Source organism: Rhizobium sp. FG96 (assembly GCF_057808655.1).
The window spans coordinates 59,405-75,826 of the sequence record NZ_JBMDIL010000001.1; the positions used below are offsets into that span (position 1 = coordinate 59,405).

The window sequence follows — 16,422 nt, forward strand, 5'->3', positions numbered from 1 at the left end:
CACTGCGGCAGTTTGGCCGGTATTTGCTTATTGATGAAACCGCCAGTCAACTTTAAAGATGGCGCATATCAGCTGCCGGAGCCTCGCATGCCCCTCCTCACCCGCCGAAATCTGCTCAAAGCCTCAGCCGTCGCCGGTGCTTACGGTGTCGGGATCGGCGTTGCCGGGAAGTTCGGTTTTGCGGAGGCCGCCCCCGAACCTCAGCTGTTGAAGGCGGCCAAGACTGAGGCCGTACTGACGGAATTCGGCCCGACCAAGGATATCATGACGTGGGGCGACCAGGGCGTGCCGCCGGTATTGCGCATGCAGCGCGGCAGGCCCTATGCGGCGCGGCTGACCAACGCTCTCGACGAACCGACGACGATCCACTGGCATGGGCTGCGCATCGACAACAGGATGGACGGCGTGCCGTTCATGACGCAGCCCTACGTCTATACCAACGACAGCTTCGACTATAATTTCACGCCGCCGGATGCGGGTACCTTCTGGTATCACCCGCATTGCAACACGCTGACGCAGATGGGTCACGGGATGACTGGCGTCATCGTCGTCGAGGACGCAGCCGATCCTCTCTTCGATGCGGAAGTGGTGCTCAACCTGCGCGACTGGCGGCTTGGCGGCGACGGGCAGTTCATCGCCCCCTTCCGGCCGCGCGATGCGGCGAAAACCGGCACCTACGGCACGGTACGCACCGCCAACTGGCATCAGGAGCCGCAATATGATTCTCCGGCCGGCGGGTTGGTGCGGCTGCGCATCGCAATCACCGATGTCACCCGCATCTATTCCTTGAAGATGGAAGGCGGCGAGGCCACCGTCATCGCCATCGACGGCAACCCAGTGCCCAAGCGCTTTCCGCTCGAGCTCCTGCAGCTCGGCCCCGGCCAGCGCCTCGACCTCGCCGTACGCATGCCCGACAGCGAAGGCGCGGTCGCAACGCTCGAAGACATCCGCGGCACGACGCCGAAGACGCTCGCGAAGCTGCGCGCCACCGGCCAGTCGCTGAAGCGCGACGTCGCCGATCTCGGCGCTCTCGCCGCCAATCCGGTGCCGGAGGCCGATCTTTCCTCGGCGGAAAAGATCCCGCTGGTGCTGAGCGCTACCGCCGAGAACGCGCCCGTCGACAGTATCTGCGGCACGCTGGGCTACAGCTTCTGGGCGATCAACAAGGTGCCGTGGCCGGGCGATACCGCCGATCCGACGGCGCCGCTTGCCGAACTCAAGCAGGGCAAGAGCTACATCTTCCAGCTTGAGAACGTCACCCCTCACCTGCACCCGATCCATCTGCACGGCATGAGTTTCAAGGTGATCTCGTCCTCGACACGCGAAGTCATGCCGGTTATCTCCGACACCTACCTGATCCAGCCCGACGAAAAGGTCCAGCTCGCCTTTGTCGCCGACAACCCCGGCGACTGGCTGCTGCATTGCCATATCATCGAGCATCAGAAGACGGGGATGACGAGCTACGTCAGGGTTGCTTAGGGCGATTGCACGATGAGCGCATAGATTGTATCAAGGTATAAGAAACACCTTTCGAGCAATCCAGTATGAGCCTTGTAGAAAACGAGCGAACCAAACTTACCGCGACCTTCCTCAATGGCATTGCCATTGCCGTCTTCGCGGTCGGCTCCTTTGCTCCGACGATTGCAAGCCTCGGCGCAACCGGGACGACCTCGACAACCATCCGCATGATCGCCGTTATTTGTCTTCTGGCCTCGGGTGCATTACATTTGACGGCAAGAGGCACACTGAGAGGATTGAGAAATGACAACTGATCAGTTCATCAATTTTCTGATCATGCCTGTAGGCGGGCTGATCTTCGGCCTCATTGCGCTCTATGCCACGCGCAACAAGCGCGGCAAGGATGAAATGCGTCCCGGCAAATAGCGGCTTCTGCGCAACACGCACCGGTTCAACGTATTGACATATCTCTTCGAAAGGAGAAGGAAGGTTAACCGACCTTTTTCCTTGTGAATGAATTGATATGATCGAAACCACCGCCGATTTGGCGGCCGCGTGCAAAGAGCTGGCCAAGTCTGACTTCATCACGATCGACACCGAGTTTCTGCGTGAAACGACCTTCTGGCCGGAGCTTTGCCTGATCCAGATGGCGAGCCCGACGACAGAAGTCATCGTCGATCCGTTGGCGAAGGGCATCGATCTGACGCCATTCTTCGAGTTGATGGCGAACACCGCCGTCCTCAAGGTTTTTCACGCCGCGCGGCAGGATATCGAAATCATCTTCAACCGTGGCGGGCTGATCCCGCATCCGATCTTCGACACGCAGGTCGCCGCCATGGTCTGCGGCTTCGGCGACAGCGTCTCCTACGACCAGCTCGTCAGCCGCACCAAGGGCGTGCAGATCGACAAGTCGTCGCGCTTCACCGACTGGAGCCGCCGGCCGCTCTCCGAAAAGCAGCTCGATTATGCGCTGGCCGACGTCACGCATCTGCGCGATGTCTATCTCTATCTCAAGGACGAGCTCGCCCGCGAAGGCCGCTCCTCCTGGCTTTCCGAAGAGATGGATATCCTCGAAGCGCGCGAAACCTACGATCTCCACCCTGACGATGCCTGGCAGCGCCTGAAGATGCGCCTGCGCAAGCCACAGGAACTGGCGATCCTGAAATATGTCGCCGCCTGGCGCGAACGCGAGGCGCGCGCCCGCAACGTGCCGCGCTCGCGCGTATTGAAGGACGACGCGATCTATGAGATTGCCCAGCAGCAGCCAAAGGATACGGAAGCGCTTGGCCGCCTGAGAACCATCCCGAAGGGTTGGGAGCGATCCTCCTCCGGCGCGGCCGTCCTCGAAGCCGTCAACGAAGCGCTGGCGCTGCCGAAGGCCGACATGCCGCATGTGCCGCGACACACCCAGGCGCCCGAGGGGGCCGCCGCCGCCGTCGAGCTGCTCAAGGTTCTGCTGAAGCTGATCTCCGAAAAGCATGGCGTCGCGCCGAAGGTCATCGCCAATAGCGAAGATCTCGACAAGATCGCTGCCGAAGGCGAGAAGGCCGAGGTTTCGGCGCTGCATGGCTGGCGCCGGGAGCTCTTTGGCGAGCCTGCCCTGCAGCTCATCAAGGGCGAAATCGCGCTGCGTTTTGCCGGGCGGAAAGTCGATACCGTCCTTCTCTAATTTACCTGCCTTCGAAATGCCTTGACCGGCGCCTACATGGCCGGACACTATCAGGCAAATCAAGGCGATGGCGCATGCGAGAAATTTCTCCAGTCCAGAACTGGCTGCTTTTGACGCTGGTCATGGCTGGCAGCGGCGTGCTCTACGACGTCCTGTTTTACGGCGACAGCCGGCCGTTCATCGGCGCCACCTTTGCCCTGTTCATCGGCATGCCGATCCTCGCCTTCGAGCGCAAGGCGATCCTGCGCGGGCTGTCGCGACGCATCCAGAAGCTGCCGACGTTCACCTATTTCCTGGCGCAGCTTTTCATCTACGAAGTGCTGATGAGCGCCGGCTTTGCAGTTGCCGGCGTTCTCCTGCGCGCCGTCGGCGCCATCCAGCCGACCTCGTGGATCGAGGCCACCATCCTGCCGTTCAACGTCTTCATGTATGCGCTCGTCGTCTGCGCGGCGATCATCTTCGTCGTGCGGGTGCGCGAGTTGCTTGGGCGAGACGTGTTCCTGGCGATGCTGACCAGCCGCTACCGCAATCCGGTCAGCGAGGAGCGCATCTTCCTGTTCGTCGATCTCGTCGATTCCACGCCCTTCGCCGAGAAGCATGGCGACCTGCGTGCCCAGCAGATGTTGAATTCGCTGTTTGCCGCCTTTGCCGAACCGGTGCGCCGCAACAGGGGCACGATCGACGATTACGTCGGCGATTCCGCCATCATCACCTGGCCGCTTGCTCGCGGCATGAAGAATGGCCGCTGCGTGCGCTGCGTCTTCGATATCCTGAACGCGATCGAGAAAGAGGCGCCAAGCTGGCTGAAGCAATATGGACAGGTGCCGCGGTTGCGCGCCGCCCTCCATGGCGGCTTCGTCATAACCGCGGAAATTGGCGTCGATCACCACAAGATCACCTATTTCGGCGACACGGTGAATACAACCTCGCGGCTTGAATCGCTCTGCAAGACGTTGAATCGGCCGATCCTCATTTCCAGCGAACTCGCCAACCGCATGACGCTGCCCGACTTCGTCAATGCCGAGGATCTCGGCATGCACGCATTGAAGGGGCGCGGCCAGGGTCTTGGCGTCATGGCGCTCGCCCAGGCCATTCCAGCTTCCGCACAGTCACCAAAGCTTCACTCAACCGTCAATTCGGCGACATAGATCGGCTGCTAATCGGGACCGCCACTTCATTTTTCGGGGGTCCCCATGAAAAAAGCTCTTTTCGCTTCCGTTTCATTGTTTCTTTTGATTGCGACGTCCGCTTCGGCCGACCAGCAGGAGTTTACCGCCACTCTTGCTGGCCAGGCGATCCTGCCTGCCAACACGATGACACCGGCTCCTGCCGATGCCCCTGAATTTCTCAAGCATTCCGGCAAGTTCACCACGCCGGATCGCAAGCGCACCGAGGCGCTCGGCACCGTGCCCGGCAAGGACGGCGCCCGCGTGACCGATATCAAGCTGCCGTTCGACGGCCAGCCGATCCAGGGCTTCTCCGGCATCAAGACGATGCCCGACGGCACCTTCTGGACCCTCTCGGACAACGGCTTCGGCTCGAAGTTCACCTCGTCGGACTCGATGCTCTTCCTGCACCGGATGAAGTTCGACTGGGCGACGAACAAGGCTGACGTCGTCGAGAACCTGTTCCTCTCCGATCCCAACAAGATCGCCCCCTTCCCGATCGTCATGGAAGGCTCGGACAAGCGCTACCTGACCGGCGCCGATTTCGACATCGAATCCGTACAGCCGGTCGCCGACGGCTTCTGGCTCGGCGACGAGTTCGGCCCCTACCTCCTGAAGTTCGACACCAAGGGCGCGCTCACCGACGTCATCCCGACGACCGTCGATGGCAAGCCGGTCATCTCGCCCGACAACGCGCTGATCCAGCTGCCGGGCACGCCGGTCGGCAAGAACCCGGTCTTCAACCTGAAGCGTTCCGGCGGTTTCGAAGGACTGGCGATGTCGAAGGACGGCAGCAAGCTTTACGGCTTGCTCGAAGGCGCGCTCTATCAGGACGACGGCAAGATGGAGACGGTTGACGGCCACACCGCGATTCGCGTCATCGAGTTCGACGTCGCCTCGAAGAAGTGGACCGGCCGCAGCTGGTTCTACCCGTTCGAAGACAAGGGCGCCTCGATCGGCGACTTCAACATGCTGGACGAAACGACCGCGCTCGTCATCGAACGCGACAACGGCGCCGGCACCAAGGACAAGGCCTGCGCCGATCCGAAGCAGCCGAAGCCGGATTGCTTCGAGGCTCCGGCCGAGCTGAAGCGCGTCTACAAGATCGAGTTCAACGATGCCAACGCAGGCAAGGCCGTCCGCAAGATCGGCTATATCGACCTGCTCAACATCAAGGACCCCGACAACAAGAAGAAGGCCGGCAGCAAGGATGGCGTCTACGACATGCCGTTCGTGACGATCGAGAATGTCGATCGCGTCGATGCCACGCATATCATCATCGGCAACGACAACAACCTGCCCTTCTCGGCCGGCCGCGCCGTCGACAAGGCCGACAACAACGAGTTCAGCCTGCTCGAAGTCGGCGACTTCCTGAACGCCAAGTAAGCGCCGGATCCGGCTTGCAAAACGGGGAGCGTCCGGCCATGGCCGGGCGCTTCTTTTTGTATTGGGCGATATCATTGCGCTGCCGCCGGAATCGCGTAGTGATGCGCGGGCATCCCGCGAAAATTGCTCTTTGCTTGGTCAAGACAATGAAGTTGCAGAGGCTGATCGTCACCGGTGCAAATGGGACCGGCAAGAGCCACTTTGCCAGAGAGCTGGCGGCGGCACGTCCTGACATTCCCCTCATTTCCTATGATGCCATCAAACTTACCAGCGAGTGGAAACGCCGCCCGCAATCCGAAATCGCGGCAGCGCTTTCAGATGTCATTCAGGGCCGCAGCTGGATTCTGGAAGGCGGCCCAAGCCTGCTGCCTCAAGCCATCAAATACGCCGACGGCGTCATGTGGCTAGATCCTCCTGAATGGCTGAGAGCCTGGCGCCTGTTTGCACGGCCCCTCCGCAATCTCGGAAAGACGCGACCGGAGCTTCCCGATGGCAATGTCGATTGGCCGTGGCAGCAATACGGATTTGCGATACGAAGCCTGCGAAATCGCACCAGATTTCAAAGTGATATCACCGCTCAGCTCGCCGCCGCGAGCGCTTTGCGCGTCTGGCGCATCAGAAGCGCGACGGAGGGCGCGTCAGCGATTGCCGAATGGCGACGCACTGTGGCTTAGGATCAGATAACGAGCGGCATCGAACCCGCATCTCCACGCGATCCATGTGATGACAGAGCCCCTCCCGGGCGATACCTTGCCCGCCAGCTCAAGGGTATCCTCATGGCAAGGAAGCGCGATCGCGAGGTGAAGTCCTGGTACGAGGCCCCGGCGCCGGCGATCTGTCCGCTCTGCGGGCGCGTCGTGCCGGAGGATCAGCGTGACGAGCATCATCTGGTGCCGAAGAGCCGCGGCGGGCGTGAGACGCAGGTGCTGCACCGCATCTGCCACCGCCAGATCCATGCGCTGTTCTCGGAAGCGGAGCTGGAGAAATCCTATCCGACGATCCCGCAGCTGCTGGAACATCCGGCCATCCGGAAATTCGTCGCCTGGGTGCGCAAGAAGCCGCCGGGCTTCTACGACGGGACGCGGAAAAGCGGTCTGCGGCGGTGATCGCGCGGCGTCACATCTTGACGCCCGGCAATGCCGCCGCCTGCCTGATCCATGCGGCAAACTGCGCCTCATCCATCGCGTCTGTCTCGCGGATATCGAGATAGCGGACCTCGGCCTGTTTCGATTGTCCGGGCGGGATGGGGTCGAGCAAGCCGCCCTGGAAGAAGGAGACCTTCACGTATTTCTCGAAGCAGTGGAGGCCCAGAAACCAGGTCTTCTCGCCTGCCCCATAAAGCGGCGAGTTCCATTTGACCGCCTTGCGCACGCCAGGAAGGGCCTGCTGCACCAGCCGATCAATATTGCGGCAGACCTCCTGCTTCCAGCCGGGCACGGCGTCGATATAGGCCTGGACCGGAGCGTCGCCCTCCCCCTTCGGCATCTGCGGGTTGCCGCCCGCCAGCAGTTTCGGCTTTTCCAACGGTGTCCTCCTTCCGTTTCAGTGAAGGAGCCTAGCAGAAGGCGGGCTCTCTGTCCGCCTTCTGCCGGCCGTGTCAGGCGGGCATCGGCTCGCGCTTGGCGAGCTTCAGGCCGAGAACCAGCGGAATGCCGACCGCATAGAGCGCCACGACCGAGAGCCAGATGGCGCCCGGCCAGGCATCGCGCACGACGAAATAGAAGCTCGAAAAGCCGAGCGGCGCGATGATCGAGGCAAGGCTGACGACGGAGGCGAGCACGCCCTGGAACTGGCCCTGCTGGTCTTCGCCGACCTGGCGGGTCGCCAGTGACTGCAGCGCGGGAACGCCGATGCCGCCGAGGGCAAAGAGCGGCATGATCGCAAAGATCATCCAGCCCTCGGTCGCAAAGGCCATGACGGCAAGCGCGATACAGACGGCGCCGACGCCGGTGAGGATGGCCGTGCGCTCGCCGAGCAGCTTGACGGCAGGCCCCGGCAGGAAAGCCTGCGACAAGGTCTGGCAGATGCCGAAGGTGCCGAGCGAAAGCCCGATCCAGAGGCCGTTCCAGTGGAAGGCATCGCTGCCCCAGAGCGCCCAGCAGGTGCCGTAGGCTTCGCCGGTGCCGCTGAAGACAAAGAAGATCAGGATCACCGGCAACAGGCTCTTCATCGAGAAGATCCAGCGCAGCGGCCGCAACGGATTGAGCGCGGCAAGATCGATCCTCTCGCGGCTGGGCTTGCGCGTTTCCGGCAGGACGGCGAATGCCAGCAGGAGATTGGCAGCGTTCAGCCCTGCCGCGGCGATGAAGGGCAGCCGCAGCCAATAGTCCCCGAGCGCGCCGCCAAGGACTGGGCCGATGATGAAACCGATGCCGAACATGGCGTTCAGCAGACCGAAGCGTCTGGCGCGCATCTCCGGCGGCGAGATGTCGGTCACATAGGCGGTGGCGACGGAAACATTGGCGCTGGTCAGCCCGGCAATGGCACGGCCGATCAGCAGCAGCCAGAGATTGGGCGCGAAGGCGAGCACCAGGTAGTTGATGGCCGCACCGCCGAGCGAGATCAGCAGCACCGGCCGGCGGCCGAGGCGGTCGCTGAGCGCGCCGAAAACCGGCGCGAAGATGAACTGCATGGCCGCATAGAGCGCGGTCATGATGCCGATATACTGAGCCACCTTATCGGCATGAGTGACCTCCTGCAGCAGCGAGGGGAGAATGGGGAAGATGAGGCCAATGCCGACGGCATCGAGGACAATGGCAGTGAAAATGACAACAAGCGGTCTGTTCATGGCGCGATCCTATCGACGCAAACGCGCGGCGCGCACGCCGGGAGCTTGCGATTGGAGGCCTGACGAGGTCAGGCATTACAGGTTTGGGAAACGCTGGCCGAACCATGCGCATAGCGGGCATGGCTGACTTGTACTCGGCCGCCTGGACGACAATTCGTCCACCTGTTTACTCACGCCGATGGCGGATCAAGGGAAGCAGCCGCTTTTCGCGACCGGGATGATGTACACCCGGCCGCGGGCCGCGGCAAGCCCTTCGCCATTCAGTTGACCGCTTCGCCTTCGCGGAAGACGAGCTCGAGGAGGATGCCGCCCGGCGTGCGGACGAAAAGGCGGCGCTCGCCGAGATCCGGCAGATCCATGGTGGAATAGGGTATGGCTGCGGTGTCGAGCTTCCGGCGATGGGCGTCATAGCCTTCGAGCCGGAAGCCGACATGGTCGATCGTCTCCGCATTGCGGCCAACGGCGGCGCCGCCACCCGGGATCAGGTGAACGACGGGTTCGCCGCCGCTATAGAGCCAGTAGCCGGGGAAGCCGAAATCGGGTCGGCTTCCCGTGGTCAGGCCGAGCAGGTCTTCGAGAAAACGCCTGGTCGCCTCCAGATCGGCAGTGCGTAGCGTAACGTGATCGATGAGCATGGCATCACCCGATCACGCCGCCGCCATCGACGCGGACGGTCGAGCCAGTTGCGAAAGGCGTCGTCATCAGGAACAAGACGGCATTGGCGATATCGGAAGGCTTGCCCACCGTCTTTGCCGGCAGCGAGCCCGCGACACGCTCGAACATCGCGTTGCGGTTCGTCTCGTCCATCTTCGACCAGAGCGGCGTATCTATCAGGCCTGGCGAGACGGTGTTGACACGCGCCGGGGAGAGTTCGAGCGCGAGGCCCCGGGCCAGCGATTCCAGCGCCGCATTGATGGCGCCCTGAAGCACAGAGGATGCCGAGGGGCGCTCGCTCAGAAAGCCGGAAATGAAGGTCAGCGAGCCGCGTTCGGCAAGCTTTGCTGCCCGGGCGATGCGATAGGCGCCCCAGAACTTGCTCTCCATGGCGCGCTTGGCGTCGTCGAGCGAAAGCTTGCGCACCGGGCCGGAGGGCGTTTGCGCCGCCGAGATGACGATGTGGTCCCATGCTTCGTTTGCCGCGAAGAAGGCGTCGATCCCGGCCTCATCGGCGGTGTCGATGGCGGCGGTGCGCACGCCCTGCCCGATCCGGCTGGCGGCTTCGGCAAGCTTGTCTGCCGAGCGGGATGCGATCGTGACTGCGGCACCGGCGGCGGCGGCCTGCTCTGCAACGGCCAGACCGATACCGGAACTGCCGCCGACCACGAGAACGCGTTGACTTGCAAGGGATGTCATCTGCTGCTCTCCTCTTTGCGGCAACCGTGCCGCCGTTTCGATGAGGCGACAATAGTCCGGCGCCTCTCTTGCCGGAACGGAGATTGTCGTCGACTGTCTCTTGCGATATCAGCAAGAATATGAGCGACAATTTTCTCGACATGCTGGTCTTCGTGCGCGTCGTGCAGGCGCGAAGCCTCTCTGCGGCGGCACGCGAGCTGAACTTTTCGCTGACCGTCGTCAGCCGCAAGCTGTCTCGGCTTGAGGAGAGGCTCGGCGTGCGGCTGGTCAACCGGACGACGCGCTCGCTGGCGCTGACGGAGGAAGGGGCGCGCTTCTACGAACGCTGCGTGCAGATCCTCGCCGAGATCGACGATGCCGAGACGGAAGCGTCGAGCGGCCGCGATACGGCAAGCGGGCTTCTCAAGGTCACGTCGACCTTTGCCTTCGGCTGCCGCTGGCTGGCGCCGATCCTCAAGGAATTCCAGGAGGCGCATCCGGAGCTTCTGGTGCATCTCGATACCGATGACGGCGTCGTCAATATCGTCGAGGAAGGCTACGATCTTGCCGTCCGCTTCGGGGCGCTTTCGGACTCCAGCCTGATCGCCCGGCAGATCGCCCCGAACCGCCGCGTCATCTGCGCCTCCCCCACCTATCTCGACCGCCGCGGGCGACCGACCGCGATCGACGACCTGCCCGGCCATGACGTCATCGCCTTCGGCGAGCCGCCCAACACGCACTGGGTCTTCGCCGACGGGCGCAGCGCCAATGTCCGGTCCAAGCTGACGACGAACAATGGCGAGCTCGCGCATCGCTGGGCGCTGGCCGGTGCCGGGCTGGTGCTGAAATCGATCTGGGACGTGCGCGACGATATCGATAGCGGCAAACTCGAAATCGTGCTGCCGGAGGCGAGGCTCGCGGCAGCGCCGATCCACGTCGTCTTCCCTCACAACCGTCTGGCGGCGGCGAAGGTCCGGCTGTGCATCGACTTCCTGTCGCAGCGGCTGCGCAAGGCCGCCGTTGCCGAGACAGCGCTATGACCAAGTGGCGAGCTCATGTAATGAGTTCAGCTCCAGATAGGGGAAAGCGCCGTTGAGCCAGCGAATTTCCGATTTCGATGCCAGCCTGCTGATGACATTCGACATGCTTCTGAAGGAGCCGAATGTCACGCGGGCGGCGGCGCGGCTGAACATCAGCCAGTCCGCCCTCTCCGCCCGCCTGAACCGGCTCCGGCATCTGCTCAACGATCCGCTGTTCATCCCCTCCGTCTCCGGCCGCGGAATGACGCCGACGCCTCACGCCGTCGCCCTTCAGCCGGAACTCACCCGGCTGCTGGAGCGCTTCGAGGATTTCGTCAACACCGCCCATCTCTTCGATCCGGCAACGAGCAAGCGGGTTTTCCGGATCGCCGCGACCGATAATCCCGCCGCCATCCTGGCGCCCGATCTCATTCCGCTGATCAAGGCGCATGCGCCCGAGGTCAGGATCGCCTTCACCCTGCCGGACAAATCGAAGATCGCCGGTCTGCTGGAACAGGGCGAAATCGATCTCTTCGTCGGCGCGGCGGAAGACGGATCGAATGAGCTGATATCGAGCACGCTCTTCGAAGAGAAGTTCATGACCGCCCAGAGGCGCGGCCATCCCAGGGGAATGCGGGAGCTGACGCTCGACGAATTCTGTGCCCTCGACCACCTGTTGATCTCCACCAGCGGCGGGCATTTCACCGGCATGATCGACAATGCGCTGGCCGAGACCGGCCGCGAGCGGCGGGTGTCCGTATCGGTGCAGAGCTATGCGATGGCGCCGCTGGTGCTGGCGAGCACCGACTGCATCTGCACATTGCCGCTTCGCTTCCTGCAGCGCTTCACCGACACGGTCGATCTGTTCGAGCCGCCGGTGGCGCTCTCGCCGTTCAGCATCAATCTGTTCTGGCACCCGCGCATGCGCGCCGATCCGGCACATAGCTGGCTCAGGAAGATGGTGATGGGCGCCTCACGGCCAGCCAAGAGCTGAACGCAGCAACGGGCGGAGATATCGACCGGCGCGCTAGGTGCGATCCACAGGATCGATTGGTCAACATACTCACGCACCGGCATGGTCGCGGCACGCCTTCCCCTCGCGAAGGCCGCGACAAAGGATATAGCCGATGCTTGATTTCTATTTTCACGCGACACCGAACTCGATGAAAGTGGCGGTGCTGCTGCACGAACTCGACCTCGCCTTCAAGGTTCACCCGATCGATATCTTCAAGGGCGAGCAGCACGCGCCCGAGTTCCTGAAGATCAATCCCAACGGCAAGGTCCCTGCCCTCCGCGATGACGGCGTGACGGTCTTCGATTCCCACGCCATCCTGCTCTATCTCGCCGGGAAGCATGGGCGCTTCATTCCCGCCGGAGCAGTCGAGAAGGCGGCGATGCTGTCCTGGCTGCAGCTGGTGGCGACCGGCCTCTCGCCGTTCTCGGGACAGGCGATCCACTTCCTGCACTATGCGCCGGAGGATATCCCCTATGCGAAGAACCGTTACGTGAAGGAGCTGGAGCGTCACTACCGGGTGCTCGACCAGCGCCTCGGCGCATCACCCTGGCTGGCGGGAGCCGAATACAGCATTGCCGACATGGCGCTGTGGGGCTGGGCGGCGTCTGCCGGCTATGTCTTCGGCGAGAAAGGCTTGGACGACTATCCCAACGTTGCCCGCTTCATGCAGACGATGGCGGAGCGGCCCGCCGTCCAGCGCGCCCTGCTGCTGAAGCAGGAGCATACGTTCAAGCACACGCTCGACGAGGAAACGCGCAAGGCGCTGTTCCCGCAGAACGCCGCCGCCTAACTGAGACAAACGGGAATGCGGCCGGAAGACCGCATTCCCTGAGACTTATTCGAAAACGAAGGCGAGGCGCTTGTTGGTGAGCTTCGCAAGCTGCTGCAGGCGGCCGTCGAGGCGTTCGCCGGTGAAGTCGTGATATTCGTGCGGCACGACGAGCTCGATGTCGATATCGGGCTGCGCCGACTTGCGGAAATGCAGGTTCTTCACCAGGCCAGGCATCGATGCCGAGAACAGGTAGACGACGCGCAGCATGCCGCCCAGCAACTTGGCGCGGTCGACGAATTGCGGGCCGGCGATGGTCGCGAGCGGCGCCGTGGAACCGTCGTCGTGCAGGCCTTCGAAGCGGTAGTAATTGGTGAGCGCGATGAAGGCGCGGCCGGGGTGGCTGATGCCGACGAAGGACGAGTGGGCAATCAGGTTCAGCGCCTGGAGGCCGCGATAATCAGGATGCGCGCGCCAGCTGATATCGGCGAGCAGGCAGGCAGCCTGGCGGTAGCGGGATTCTTCCTCGGTCTCGGTGATGCCGAAACAGGGCATCATCCGGCCGGTCCATTCGGCCAGTTCGCGCGCATGCTCGGGCGAGCGGGCACGCAGTATCGCGAGCTCACCGGCAGCGGCTAGCAACGGATCGGCGCGGCGCTCGCCTTCCGACAGCAGCGAATAGAGGTAGCCTTCGCGAACGCCCTGCGCCGAGAAGGAAATGATCGAGGGCTTCATGGCGCTCAGCACTTCCTTCATGGCGACGGCGCCAAAGGGAAGCAGCGCGCGGCGATGCTTGGAGACCGCCTGGAAGGCCGGGTCCTTGCTGTCTCTTGCGACTTCGACCTGATCGAGAAACTGCATCATGCTGTCGAGCGTGACTTCGTAGCCCTGCATCATGTGCAGCGGATACTGGGTCAACTCCATGTGCAGCTTGGCGATGTTTCTCCAGGTGCCGCCGACGGCATAGAAGGTGCGGCCGGTGCCCTTCCCCAGGATCTTCGTGGCGCTGCGCACATGCTTGCGGGCGAAGCCGCGGGCCTTGTCGAGCGAGCCGCCGGCATATTCCGACAGGCGCAGACCGCCGAGCGGCAGCGTGATGCCGGTGCCGATCTCGCGCTCCTTGATATCGATGAGCTCCAGCGAGCCGCCGCCGAGGTCGCCGGCGATGCCGTCAGGGTGGAAAAAGCCGCTGACGATGCCGAGGGCAGAGAACTTTGCTTCTTCCTCGCCCGAGAGCACGCGCACCTTGCGCTTCAGGATGGTCTCGGCCTTGTGGATGAAATCCGGGCCGTTGGAGGCTTCGCGTGCGGCAGCGGTCGCGAGCACATACATGGTCGCGGCGCGGGCCTGATCGGACAGGGCTTTGAAACGGTGGAGAGCTGTCAGCGCCCGGTTGACGCTGTCCTCGTCCATCTTGCCGGTCAGCGCGATGCCTTTGCCGAGGCCACACAGAACCTTTTCGTTGAAAAGGATCGCAGGCGAGCGCGACATACCTTCATAGATGACCACGCGGATCGAGTTCGACCCGATATCGACGACGGAGACCGGGGCAATCCCTGGCAGGCGCCCCTGGGCTTCTGATTCAACCATGCAGGTCCAGTTATCTCTTGGTCCGGCCGGAAAGCAGACCGGCAATCAGCTTGGGCGCACTGGATTTCAGGGCTTCACCGCGGCCGGAAAGGCTGGGGTTGGTCATGAAATACTGCTGCGCGTTGAACGGCTCCTCGCCCTTGCGCACCTCCATGCGCCTGGACGTTCCGTCGGGCAATATCTCGTAGCTTTGCTGATTGTCAATGATATTGCCCAGCATGATCTGGGACAAAACCTGCTCCTTGACCGTCGGATTGGTCAGCGGCACCAGCGTCTCGACACGGCGGTCGAGGTTGCGCGGCATCATGTCGGCCGAGCCGATATAGACGAGCGCCTTGTCCGACGGCAGGCCATAACCGTTGCCGAAGCAGAAGATGCGGCTGTGTTCCAGGAAGCGGCCGACGATCGACTTGACGCGGATATTCTCCGACAGGCCCGGCACCTGCGGGCGCAGGCAGCAGATGCCGCGCACGACCAGATCGATCTCGACGCCGGCATGGCTCGCCGTATAGAGAGCGTCGATGATCTCGGGATCGACCAGCGCGTTCATCTTCATCCAGATCGCCGCCGGGGCACCGTTCTTCGCATGCATGATCTCTTCGTCGATATGACGCAGGATGCGCGAGCGCAGCGTATAGGGCGAGACCGCCAGCTTCATGCTCTCTTCCGGCTCGCCGTAGCCGGTGATGAAATTGAAGATGTTCGCCATGTCATGGGCGATGACCGGATTACAGGTGAAGAAGGACAGGTCGGTGTAGATCTTCGCGGTGATCGGGTGATAGTTGCCGGTGCCGAGATGGCAGTAGCTGCGCAACTTGCCCTCCTCGCGGCGCACCACCAGCGACATCTTCGAATGGGTCTTCAGTTCGATGAAGCCGAAGACAACCTGCACACCGGCGCGCTCGAGGTCGCGCGCCCAACGGATGTTCGCCTCTTCGTCGAAACGCGCCTTGAGCTCGACCAGCGCCGTCACCGACTTGCCGGATTCGGCCGCATCGATCAGCGCGCGAACGATCGGGCTGTCGTTGGAGGTGCGGTAAAGCGTCTGCTTTATCGCCAGAACGTCAGGATCGCGCGCAGCCTGGAGAAGGAACTGGACCACCACGTCGAAGGATTCATAGGGGTGGTGAACCACCATGTCCTTTTCGCGGATGGCGGCGAAGCAGTCGCCTGCATGCTCGCGGACACGTTCGGGAAATCGCGCATTGTAGGGCGGAAACCGGAGATCGTCGCGCGGCGCCTTGGTGATCTCCGACAGCGTGTTCAGCGCCAGCAGACCCGGTAGAACGGCGATACGGTTTTCGGGAACGCTGAGCGCCTGGACGACGAAATGGCGCAGCGAAGCCGGCATTTCGGAATCGGTCTCGATGCGGATCACCTTGCCGCGGCGGCGTCGCTTCAGCGCCGTTTCGAAGAAGCGCACGAGATCTTCGGCTTCTTCTTCGACTTCGATATCGCTGTCGCGGATGATGCGGAACGTACCCGAACCCTGCACCTCATAGCCCGGATAGAGCCGGTGGATGAAGATGTTGGCGACGTCCTCGAGCGTGATGTAGCGGATCGTGTTGCCGTCGTCGGGCAGGCGCACGAAGCGGTCGAGCGCCGGCGGCAGGCGCAACAGCGCCGTCATCGGCTCGCGGCCATGCTTGCTGGCGAGCTGCAGGCCGATCGAGAAGCCGAGGTTCGGGATGAACGGGAACGGATGGGCGGGGTCGATCGACAGCGGCGTCAGGACCGGAAAGATCGCCTGCTCGAACTCGGTAGCCAGCCACTGGCGGTCGGTATCGCTCAATGCGCCCGGGCGGACGATGAGGATGTCCTCGCGGGCGAGATACTGCTGGAGAACGGCAAGCGATGCCTGCTGCTCCATCTGCAGATTGTCGATCTCCTGCAGGATGGCATCGAGCTGCTCGGCCGGCGTCTTGCCGTCGGGCGTGCGCACGGCGATGTTCTGGCGCACCTGGGCCTCGAGGCCGGCGACGCGCACCATGAAGAATTCGTCGAGGTTGGCAGCCGAGATCGACAGGAAGCGGACACGTTCGAGCAGCGGATGCTCGGTGTTCAGCGTCTCCTCGAGAACGCGGCGATTGAACTGCAGCCAGGAAAATTCCCGGTTGATGAAGCGCTCGGGGCTCTGCAGCAATTCTGCAAGTGGAGGGACGGCGGAGGACGCTTCCGGCTTCGGTTCCTGATGCTCCGCAACTGCACTGTCCATAGGCCGATCCGTCCC

At 62.8% G+C, this 16,422-nt stretch carries 17 protein-coding genes; 11 read left to right on the plus strand and 6 right to left on the minus strand.

From position 1 onward, the window contains the following. Positions 1–87: 87 nt before the first annotated feature. The 8 genes from ACODR6_RS00300 (at position 88) to ACODR6_RS00335 (ending at position 6,785) form a co-directional block, all read left to right on the plus strand. The gene (locus ACODR6_RS00300) at positions 88–1,479 is read left to right on the plus strand and encodes a multicopper oxidase family protein (RefSeq protein ID WP_489019952.1); all 1,392 of its coding nucleotides are present in this window, start codon (positions 88–90) and stop codon (positions 1,477–1,479) included. 65 nt (positions 1,480–1,544) lie between these two features. Continuing rightward, complete coding sequence (locus tag ACODR6_RS00305; protein WP_112718776.1) at positions 1,545–1,772, plus strand: amino acid transporter; 228 nt, start codon at positions 1,545–1,547, stop codon at positions 1,770–1,772. After that, positions 1,762–1,884 (plus strand): hypothetical protein, encoded by a 123-nt coding sequence (locus ACODR6_RS00310; protein WP_281438208.1) that lies wholly within the window; start codon positions 1,762–1,764, stop codon positions 1,882–1,884. Before ACODR6_RS00305 ends, ACODR6_RS00310 begins: the two co-directional genes overlap by 11 nt. Positions 1,885–1,981: 97 nt before the next feature. After that, a complete protein-coding gene (gene rnd, locus ACODR6_RS00315) occupies positions 1,982–3,127 on the plus strand; it encodes a ribonuclease D (RefSeq protein ID WP_112718777.1) in 1,146 nt (381 codons plus the stop codon). 74 nt (positions 3,128–3,201) lie between these two features. Continuing rightward, positions 3,202–4,275: an adenylate/guanylate cyclase domain-containing protein gene (locus ACODR6_RS00320; RefSeq protein ID WP_112718778.1), complete on the plus strand. Its 1,074-nt coding sequence runs from the start codon at positions 3,202–3,204 to the stop codon at positions 4,273–4,275. A gap of 45 nt (positions 4,276–4,320) precedes the next feature. Continuing rightward, on the plus strand, positions 4,321–5,679 hold the full coding sequence (locus ACODR6_RS00325; protein WP_112718779.1) for an esterase-like activity of phytase family protein: 1,359 nt from the start codon (positions 4,321–4,323) through the stop codon (positions 5,677–5,679). Positions 5,680–5,717: 38 nt separating this feature from the next. After that, complete coding sequence (locus tag ACODR6_RS00330; protein WP_246777497.1) at positions 5,718–6,353, plus strand: P-loop NTPase family protein; 636 nt, start codon at positions 5,718–5,720, stop codon at positions 6,351–6,353. Between the two features lie 102 nt (positions 6,354–6,455). Continuing rightward, the gene (locus tag ACODR6_RS00335) at positions 6,456–6,785 is read left to right on the plus strand and encodes an HNH endonuclease (protein ID WP_130282736.1); all 330 of its coding nucleotides are present in this window, start codon (positions 6,456–6,458) and stop codon (positions 6,783–6,785) included. A 10-nt stretch (positions 6,786–6,795) separates the two neighbouring features. Here ACODR6_RS00335 and ACODR6_RS00340 read toward each other — a convergent pair whose 3' ends face one another. The 4 genes from ACODR6_RS00340 to ACODR6_RS00355 form a co-directional block, all read right to left on the minus strand. Further along, positions 6,796–7,164 carry a DUF1801 domain-containing protein gene (locus tag ACODR6_RS00340; protein ID WP_489020694.1) on the minus strand — a complete coding sequence of 123 codons (369 nt, stop codon included), beginning with the start codon at positions 7,162–7,164 and terminating at the stop codon, positions 6,796–6,798. A 112-nt stretch (positions 7,165–7,276) separates the two neighbouring features. Next, positions 7,277–8,467 carry a TCR/Tet family MFS transporter gene (locus ACODR6_RS00345; RefSeq protein WP_489019957.1) on the minus strand — a complete coding sequence of 397 codons (1,191 nt, stop codon included), beginning with the start codon at positions 8,465–8,467 and terminating at the stop codon, positions 7,277–7,279. A 260-nt stretch (positions 8,468–8,727) separates the two neighbouring features. After that, on the minus strand, positions 8,728–9,102 hold the full coding sequence (locus tag ACODR6_RS00350; RefSeq protein ID WP_203429141.1) for a VOC family protein: 375 nt from the start codon (positions 9,100–9,102) through the stop codon (positions 8,728–8,730). A 4-nt stretch (positions 9,103–9,106) separates the two neighbouring features. Continuing rightward, positions 9,107–9,820 (minus strand): SDR family oxidoreductase, encoded by a 714-nt coding sequence (locus ACODR6_RS00355; protein WP_489019959.1) that lies wholly within the window; start codon positions 9,818–9,820, stop codon positions 9,107–9,109. Positions 9,821–9,939: 119 nt separating this feature from the next. On the opposite strand from ACODR6_RS00355, the gene ACODR6_RS00360 reads away from it, so the two are divergent. From ACODR6_RS00360 to ACODR6_RS00370, 3 genes are all read left to right on the plus strand, one after another. After that, on the plus strand, positions 9,940–10,839 hold the full coding sequence (locus ACODR6_RS00360) for a LysR family transcriptional regulator (RefSeq protein WP_489019961.1): 900 nt from the start codon (positions 9,940–9,942) through the stop codon (positions 10,837–10,839). Between the two features lie 52 nt (positions 10,840–10,891). Then, entirely contained in the window at positions 10,892–11,812 is a 921-nt protein-coding gene (locus ACODR6_RS00365) for a LysR family transcriptional regulator (RefSeq protein ID WP_489019964.1), read from the plus strand. A 133-nt stretch (positions 11,813–11,945) separates the two neighbouring features. Next, on the plus strand, positions 11,946–12,623 hold the full coding sequence (locus tag ACODR6_RS00370) for a glutathione S-transferase family protein (protein WP_489019966.1): 678 nt from the start codon (positions 11,946–11,948) through the stop codon (positions 12,621–12,623). A gap of 45 nt (positions 12,624–12,668) precedes the next feature. Here ACODR6_RS00370 and ppx read toward each other — a convergent pair whose 3' ends face one another. Beyond that, positions 12,669–14,192: an exopolyphosphatase gene (gene ppx, locus ACODR6_RS00375; protein WP_489019968.1), complete on the minus strand. Its 1,524-nt coding sequence runs from the start codon at positions 14,190–14,192 to the stop codon at positions 12,669–12,671. Positions 14,193–14,202: 10 nt separating this feature from the next. Next, entirely contained in the window at positions 14,203–16,407 is a 2,205-nt protein-coding gene (locus ACODR6_RS00380) for an RNA degradosome polyphosphate kinase (protein WP_112718788.1), read from the minus strand. Between the last annotated feature and the right edge of the window lie 15 nt (positions 16,408–16,422).

Bases quoted from the DNA above. Each gene is read 5' to 3' on its own strand.
- ACODR6_RS00300 (WP_489019952.1), top strand. From the start codon at position 88: ATGCCCCTCCTCACCCGCCGAAATCTGCTCAAAGCCTCAGCCGTCGCC.
- ACODR6_RS00305 (WP_112718776.1), top strand. From the start codon at position 1,545: ATGAGCCTTGTAGAAAACGAGCGAACCAAACTTACCGCGACCTTCCTC.
- ACODR6_RS00310 (WP_281438208.1), top strand. From the start codon at position 1,762: ATGACAACTGATCAGTTCATCAATTTTCTGATCATGCCTGTAGGCGGG.
- rnd (WP_112718777.1), top strand. From the start codon at position 1,982: ATGATCGAAACCACCGCCGATTTGGCGGCCGCGTGCAAAGAGCTGGCC.
- ACODR6_RS00320 (WP_112718778.1), top strand. From the start codon at position 3,202: ATGCGAGAAATTTCTCCAGTCCAGAACTGGCTGCTTTTGACGCTGGTC.
- ACODR6_RS00325 (WP_112718779.1), top strand. From the start codon at position 4,321: ATGAAAAAAGCTCTTTTCGCTTCCGTTTCATTGTTTCTTTTGATTGCG.
- ACODR6_RS00330 (WP_246777497.1), top strand. From the start codon at position 5,718: ATGGCCGGGCGCTTCTTTTTGTATTGGGCGATATCATTGCGCTGCCGC.
- ACODR6_RS00335 (WP_130282736.1), top strand. From the start codon at position 6,456: ATGGCAAGGAAGCGCGATCGCGAGGTGAAGTCCTGGTACGAGGCCCCG.
- ACODR6_RS00340 (WP_489020694.1), bottom strand. From the start codon at position 7,164: ATGCCGAAGGGGGAGGGCGACGCTCCGGTCCAGGCCTATATCGACGCC.
- ACODR6_RS00345 (WP_489019957.1), bottom strand. From the start codon at position 8,467: ATGAACAGACCGCTTGTTGTCATTTTCACTGCCATTGTCCTCGATGCC.
- ACODR6_RS00350 (WP_203429141.1), bottom strand. From the start codon at position 9,102: ATGCTCATCGATCACGTTACGCTACGCACTGCCGATCTGGAGGCGACC.
- ACODR6_RS00355 (WP_489019959.1), bottom strand. From the start codon at position 9,820: ATGACATCCCTTGCAAGTCAACGCGTTCTCGTGGTCGGCGGCAGTTCC.
- ACODR6_RS00360 (WP_489019961.1), top strand. From the start codon at position 9,940: ATGAGCGACAATTTTCTCGACATGCTGGTCTTCGTGCGCGTCGTGCAG.
- ACODR6_RS00370 (WP_489019966.1), top strand. From the start codon at position 11,946: ATGCTTGATTTCTATTTTCACGCGACACCGAACTCGATGAAAGTGGCG.
- ppx (WP_489019968.1), bottom strand. From the start codon at position 14,192: ATGGTTGAATCAGAAGCCCAGGGGCGCCTGCCAGGGATTGCCCCGGTC.
- ACODR6_RS00380 (WP_112718788.1), bottom strand. From the start codon at position 16,407: ATGGACAGTGCAGTTGCGGAGCATCAGGAACCGAAGCCGGAAGCGTCC.